The sequence below is a fragment of the Dehalococcoides sp. genome, assembly GCF_041654235.1.
Lineage (GTDB): Bacteria > Chloroflexota > Dehalococcoidia > Dehalococcoidales > Dehalococcoidaceae > Dehalococcoides > Dehalococcoides mccartyi_B.
In genome coordinates this window covers 1-5709 of record NZ_JBAZDW010000072.1, presented here as the reverse complement: position 1 = coordinate 5709, position 5709 = coordinate 1, and the positions used below count along the sequence as shown (strand labels likewise).

Genomic DNA, 5709 nt, shown 5'->3' with positions numbered 1-5709 from the left:
GCCCTGATGCTAATCTGATACTGGATAACCGGCAGAAAACGGATATTGTTAATAATATTGTCAGGCTTTTCCCTCTTGAAAACAGCGCTTCGGCTTTATATGAAAAAGGCAGAACCCGCAGTTTTATAAAGATACAGGACGGGTGTGATAACTTTTGTACATACTGCATAGTACCTTTTGTAAGGCGGTATAAAAACTGCCGCGGGGTGGATGACATAATCAGCGAAATAAACTTGAGACAGGCTGAAGGGTATCAGGAAATTGTGCTTACCGGCACGGAAATAGGTGAGTATACATCCAGCGGGTTTAATCTGGCAGGGCTGATTGAAGCTATACTGGAACGTACCAGAATACCTCGCCTGCGGTTGTCTTCTCTTCAGCCAAACGAAATAACCCTTCCGCTTTTAGCTCTCTGGAAAAACCGGAGATTGTGTAACCATTTTCATATGGCTCTGCAAAGCGGCAGTGACCGCATCCTGGGTTTAATGAATCGCCCTTACAGTCTGACGGACTATACCAGTACATTGGAAGCTATCCGCAGGCAGATTCCGGATGTGGCTGTCACTACCGATATGATAGTAGGTTTTCCTGGAGAAACCGATGAAGATTTTGCATGTAGCTTGAAATATGTGGAGCAGGCAGGTTTTGCACGGGTGCATCCTTTCCCGTATTCCGAGCGTCCGGGTACAATGGCATCACAGCTGACGGATAAAGTAGACCCTGTGGTAATAAAAACACGTCTGTCTGGGATGATGCTTGCGGCCAAAAATGCCAGTTTGGAGTATTGCCGCCAGAGCAGGGATTTGGAAAAGGAAGTACTCTGGGAGAACAAAATGAAAGATGGTCTTTGGTTTGGCTATACCCCTGACTATATACGGGTATATGGCAAATTTACAGAAAAGCCGACTAATACTATTTCGCGAGTGAAGCTGGCTAAAGTATATGCTGACGGGGTACTATCCAGTGAAATAGCTTCACAGGTTTAGTGCTGTAAACGGGTTGTATTTATAAAAACAGTACCCTTACAGATAGTGTTTGTTTAAACAGGTTTCTTAAGCCCCGCCGCCTCCCAGTAGCTTGTAAAACTGCTGTAAGGTACCAAGCCGCTCATGGCATGGCTGGCGGCCGGTATATTACTTTCTACCGCCGAGGCTACCGGGTTAAGCCCGCCCATCATTATCATACCCACCTTGTTCAGGCCTACCGGCATCTCACAGATGGATTTACCGGCTTCACCTATCACCAATACCCCGTTAATCCCCGCATTTTTCAGCTTGGCTATTATCTTTTCAGCCAGCGGCAGGCTTACGGCGGGTATTTCACGGAAATTACATAATACTTTACCCTCACCCCTTCGGGCTACCTCTGAAACACTGGTCATTCGGCTGGCAATAAATATTTCTGACGGGTCCAGCGATGACCCTGTATAATAAATCATGTCTGTAAAGCGCCAGGGTTTGTGCTGATGGAACTGCAGAGTGCCCCCGAAACGTGAATCCATAGGGATACCGGCCTTGAGAAGCGTGCCGTTTATTACAATGGAACAGACAGTAGCAAAGGCAACCTGTCCTTCGGGGACGGTAATATCCGAAATCTTGTCCCCTTCATGTGCAATGCAAACCAGATCACTTACACATAAATTGGCTTTGTATGCCTGTGCCATAGCCCGAAGTGCCGGTTTGAATTGGTCCTTGGCAAAGAAGGATATATTCACCGGCACCATACCGCTAAGGTTGTCTAAATCAAAATCCGTCATATAGGCCAGACGTTCAATCTTGTCGATTACAAAACCTACTTTGTCAGTGACCATGGCATTCCCCAGTTCCTCAAGACCAAGCTGGGTAATGCTTCTGCCGTCACGGCGGCTTATTTTGCAGCTCATATTTCTTTCATCAAGCAATATCAGGTGATAACGGACTGCCCGCTCTGAAAGGTCAATACCGTATTCATTCTTCAGTCGGCGGGCAATAATCTTGCTGCCAACAGGAGTCTGGCAACTGGCCAAAACACGTAAAATGGCTAATTTTTCACGTTCTACTTCGCGCCCGTCTTGTTTTATCAAATTCATCCTCGGTGTAAGGTTTTTATTCATTGTAACAGCGCCCGTTATCTTCGGCAACAGGTTGCCGTAATGTCTTATAAATATTATACTATTTGCTTTTAGAAGGGGATGTATATTTTTTGTGCGGTATATTTACCGGAATACCTTTTGAATGCAAATATGTTTTCAGTTCCGATATGTTTATGATGCCGGAATGAAATACTGAAGCCGCCAGCACAGCCTGAGCCTTGCCTTCGATTATGGCAGCATACATATCCTCCAGCTTGCCGGCGCCCCCGGAAGCTATTACCGGTATGCTTACTGCCCGGGTTACAGCTCTAATCATTTCCAGGTCAAAACCGTCTTTGGTTCCGTCTGTATCCTTGCTGGTAAGCAAAATAGCACCTGCCCCCAATGCTTCCACCTGTTTTGCCCAGTCCACCAGTTCCAGATTGTGTGTATCATCACCATTCGGCATAACAGTTTCAAGACGGGAGTGTCCGTTTCCCGGTGGATTTTTGATACCGTCTATAGCTACTATTATCCGTTCACTGCCGAATCTGGCTACCGCCTTACGAATAAATTCTTGATTTTGGGGAGTAATGGTATTTAACGCTACTTTGCTTACGCCCAGAGTAAACAGATTTTCAATATCCTGAAGGTTTCTGATGCCCCCGCCCGCAATTAAGGGCAAACTTGTTTTGGATATAATCTTTTTTACCCAATCCGTATGGATAGAACTATTTTCAATAGTGGCTGTTATATCCAGAAAAGCCAACTCATCTGCCCCTTGTTTGGAATAAACAAAAGCCGCTTCAGCCGGGTCTCTGGCATCGGCCATATCTGTAAACTTGATTTCTTTGACCACGCGGCCATCTTTGACATCTAAACAGGGGATAATTTTTATCGGTTTCAACTTGTCACCAATATGTATTATTTTAGGGCAAAGTATTTCAATGCAGGTATATTTATTAACCCATAAGGGAATAGTATGTCATTTGAAGGTTTAAAGTAAAGGCGGTTACTTGATAATATACGGCAACATTACCGTAATATTGCCCGCACATGGGCATGATGCTAAGATATCTTATGCCATATAATTTGAAGCGAAGCCGCCCTGACAACGTTCCCAATGAAATAAGCCTGCGTCACCTGACTGTTGATGAGGCCTTGCCGGCCTTTAAACAATACTTAAATGATGCGTTCATGGCAGGGCATATGGTTATAAAAATTATACACGGAAAAAGCGGCGGTGTAATCCGCGGGCTGGTTTGGGATGAACTAAAAGGGCATTCGCTTGTTCAGTCTTACCGTTTAGGAGAGTATGGAGAGGGCGGTTCGGGCGTAACTATCGCTTATCTGGAAAGGCGTTAAAGCTAAATTTGCCAGTTTCAAGAATAAATTGAAATGATAGGCCAGTTTTGGCTATAATACGGGTGGTTTTGGTGAGTGTGGCCTAGCGGTTAAGGCACCAGGTTGTGGCCCTGGAGATCGTGGGTTCAAGTCCCATCACTCACCCCATTTTCAAAGCGGCCTGCGCCTATAGCTCAGTGGATAGAGCATCGGTCTTCGGAACCGAGGGTCGTGGGTTCGAATCCCTCTAGGCGCGCCAAATTTAAAGCTAAATTTAAACCCCTGACGGTATTTTGTCGGGGGTTTTTTTATTGTTGCTATAACTAATGGCAAATATATATTTATAGATTTAAGTATTGGTTTGGTTTGAAAATATTCATTATGAATATCTTGACAGCTATAGCTAACGCAAGACTATAATACCCAAGGTATCCAAATATGAGAGGTTAGAAGATGTCGTATTGTCCAAAATGCGGAAACGCCATGTCTGATGATGATTTATTTTGTAAATCATGCGGTGCAAAACAGGAGAAAATGCAACTGACTGAAGACAAAACTGTAATAACCCAGCCGGCGGCAGTTGAGCAAATTGCCCCAAAAACACCCATGGGTGAAACAGGTGTATCATCATTTTCAAATGGTGCTTCCGTATGGAGCCCTGCACCCCAAAAGAAAAAAACCAACATGCCGGTTACACTGCTTTCGGCTTTCTTGGCATTAGCTATCATAAGCACTGGGTTTTTAGGCTATAAGTATATAGATGACAGTAATACTATTGATACCCAGCAAGAAACTATTAGCGGGCTTAATGCAGATAAGACCGGATTGCAGTCAGACCTTGCTGCTGCCCAGAGTACTATTCAGGATGTAAACAACCAGCTTAGTTTATCTGAAGCGCAATTAGCAACTACCGAAGATGAGCTTTCAGCCATTCAGGCAAAATATCCGCTTAGAAATTTTGAGTCTCTTAATAAACTACAACTGTGGGCAAGCAGCCATAAACAAACTGAATATAGTTACGCTGATGACCAATATGCTACTGCTCTGAGAGTACAAAAAGCGGCTATGGAAGACGGATATCTGGTATCTGCCTGTATTTCATGGGGGCATGCAGATGGATATTCTTATATACTATGCGAAGCTATGGTAGGGACAACAGTCTATTATTGGTTTCCTGAAACCGGTATCGTGCAATCCTATATGACTGATATACCGGTTGACTAACTTATAACCGTTTTAGGGTTTCAAAATATACCAGAAGTGTATGCCAAAGGGCAGTAGAAATACTGCCCTTTGGTTTTTTGGGATATTAAGAATAAGTTTATATCAGGAAACGTTTTTCCACCTCAGACCAGTTTATATTTTTTATAAAGGCAGCAATGTATTCTGCTCGTTTCAGCCCGTAATCTGTCAGGAAGGCATGTTCAAATACGTCTATTACCAGTATCGGGGTGGCACCTGCCAGATGCCCGGCTTCATGCTCGTTTATCCACTGGTTAAACAGGCGTCCGGTCTGAGGGTCTTTATAGAGTATTACCCAGCCTATGCCCCGCATAGCGGAGGTAGCTTTAAAGTCTGCTTCCCAGAGCTGGTAACTACCGAATTCTGCTGCCAGTGCCTGGTAGAATTTGCCCGTTTCTGATAGGGGTACAGATTTTCCAAGGTTAGAAAAATAGTATTCGTGCAAACGCATACCGTCAAATTCAAACCCGAAACGGCGTTTGAGCTCAGCATATTCCGGCGTAGCTGTTTTACCTTCCTCAAGCATGGCCTTTAAAGTATCCGCAAGTTTGTTGGTGTTGTTTACATAACCTTGGTATAAAGTAAAATGGTTTTTAAGCAGGGTATCAGAAAACCCTTCAATACCAGTCAGGGCAGAATAGTCACGTGCAGTGTACATAGCCTGTTCCTCCGAAGTGTAATATATTTTTATTCCAAAAGGTCTTTGAATATTTCAGCGTGGTAACGTTCGTGGGTTGCCAGCTTCTGGAAAAGTTCTTTGACATCACTTTCGTTTGTTTGGGCAGCAGATTGGTCATATTTATCGGCTACCTTGTGTTCTAACTCTATGTCTGCCTTGAGCATTTTGGTATGATCACGGGTTTTTTCAAATTTATCATGTTCCAGATGGGGGTGGCCTTTTTTATCTATCATTTTTTCTGACAGCCAGCCCATGTGCTGCATTTCGTTTATAGCCTGATCCTGAAGTTCTTTTCGGGTTTCTTCGTTTTTAGCTGAGTAAGATTGAAGCAGATACTGGATGATAACAGTGTATTCGTGTTTTATGCCCCAACTCAGGTTTTCAGTAGTAATAT

At 43.9% G+C, this 5709-nt stretch carries 7 protein-coding genes and 2 tRNA genes; 5 read left to right on the top strand and 4 right to left on the bottom strand.

Features of this window, described 5'->3' with window-relative positions; translation table 11 throughout:
- Positions 1-986: MiaB/RimO family radical SAM methylthiotransferase (locus WC259_RS07355; RefSeq protein WP_372643956.1), on the top strand; the 986-nt coding region annotated here is incomplete at its 5' end.
- 53 nt (positions 987-1039) lie between these two features.
- Here the strand turns inward: WC259_RS07355 and WC259_RS07350 are convergent.
- Positions 1040-2092, bottom strand: coding sequence for a DUF128 domain-containing protein (locus WC259_RS07350; RefSeq protein WP_011309402.1), 1053 nt, complete (start codon positions 2090-2092; stop codon positions 1040-1042).
- 58 nt (positions 2093-2150) lie between these two features.
- Entirely contained in the window at positions 2151-2957 is an 807-nt protein-coding gene (gene hisF / locus WC259_RS07345; RefSeq protein ID WP_011309401.1) for an imidazole glycerol phosphate synthase subunit HisF, read from the bottom strand.
- 173 nt (positions 2958-3130) lie between these two features.
- On the opposite strand from hisF, the gene WC259_RS07340 reads away from it, so the two are divergent.
- The 4 genes from WC259_RS07340 (at position 3131) to WC259_RS07325 (ending at position 4618) form a co-directional block, all read left to right on the top strand.
- Positions 3131-3415 (top strand): Smr/MutS family protein, encoded by a 285-nt coding sequence (locus WC259_RS07340; protein ID WP_226988215.1) that lies wholly within the window; start codon positions 3131-3133, stop codon positions 3413-3415.
- A 71-nt stretch (positions 3416-3486) separates the two neighbouring features.
- A tRNA-His gene (locus WC259_RS07335) sits at positions 3487-3562 on the top strand.
- Between the two features lie 15 nt (positions 3563-3577).
- A tRNA-Arg gene (locus WC259_RS07330) sits at positions 3578-3653 on the top strand.
- Between the two features lie 194 nt (positions 3654-3847).
- Positions 3848-4618 carry a zinc-ribbon domain-containing protein gene (locus WC259_RS07325; RefSeq protein WP_011309399.1) on the top strand — a complete coding sequence of 257 codons (771 nt, stop codon included), beginning with the start codon at positions 3848-3850 and terminating at the stop codon, positions 4616-4618.
- Between the two features lie 97 nt (positions 4619-4715).
- Here the strand turns inward: WC259_RS07325 and WC259_RS07320 are convergent, their stop codons facing one another.
- Positions 4716-5294: a superoxide dismutase gene (locus WC259_RS07320; RefSeq protein ID WP_011309398.1), complete on the bottom strand. Its 579-nt coding sequence runs from the start codon at positions 5292-5294 to the stop codon at positions 4716-4718.
- A gap of 29 nt (positions 5295-5323) precedes the next feature.
- Positions 5324-5709, bottom strand: a 386-nt coding sequence (locus WC259_RS07315) for a ferritin-like domain-containing protein (RefSeq protein ID WP_372643950.1), incomplete at its 5' end; no start/stop codon positions are given.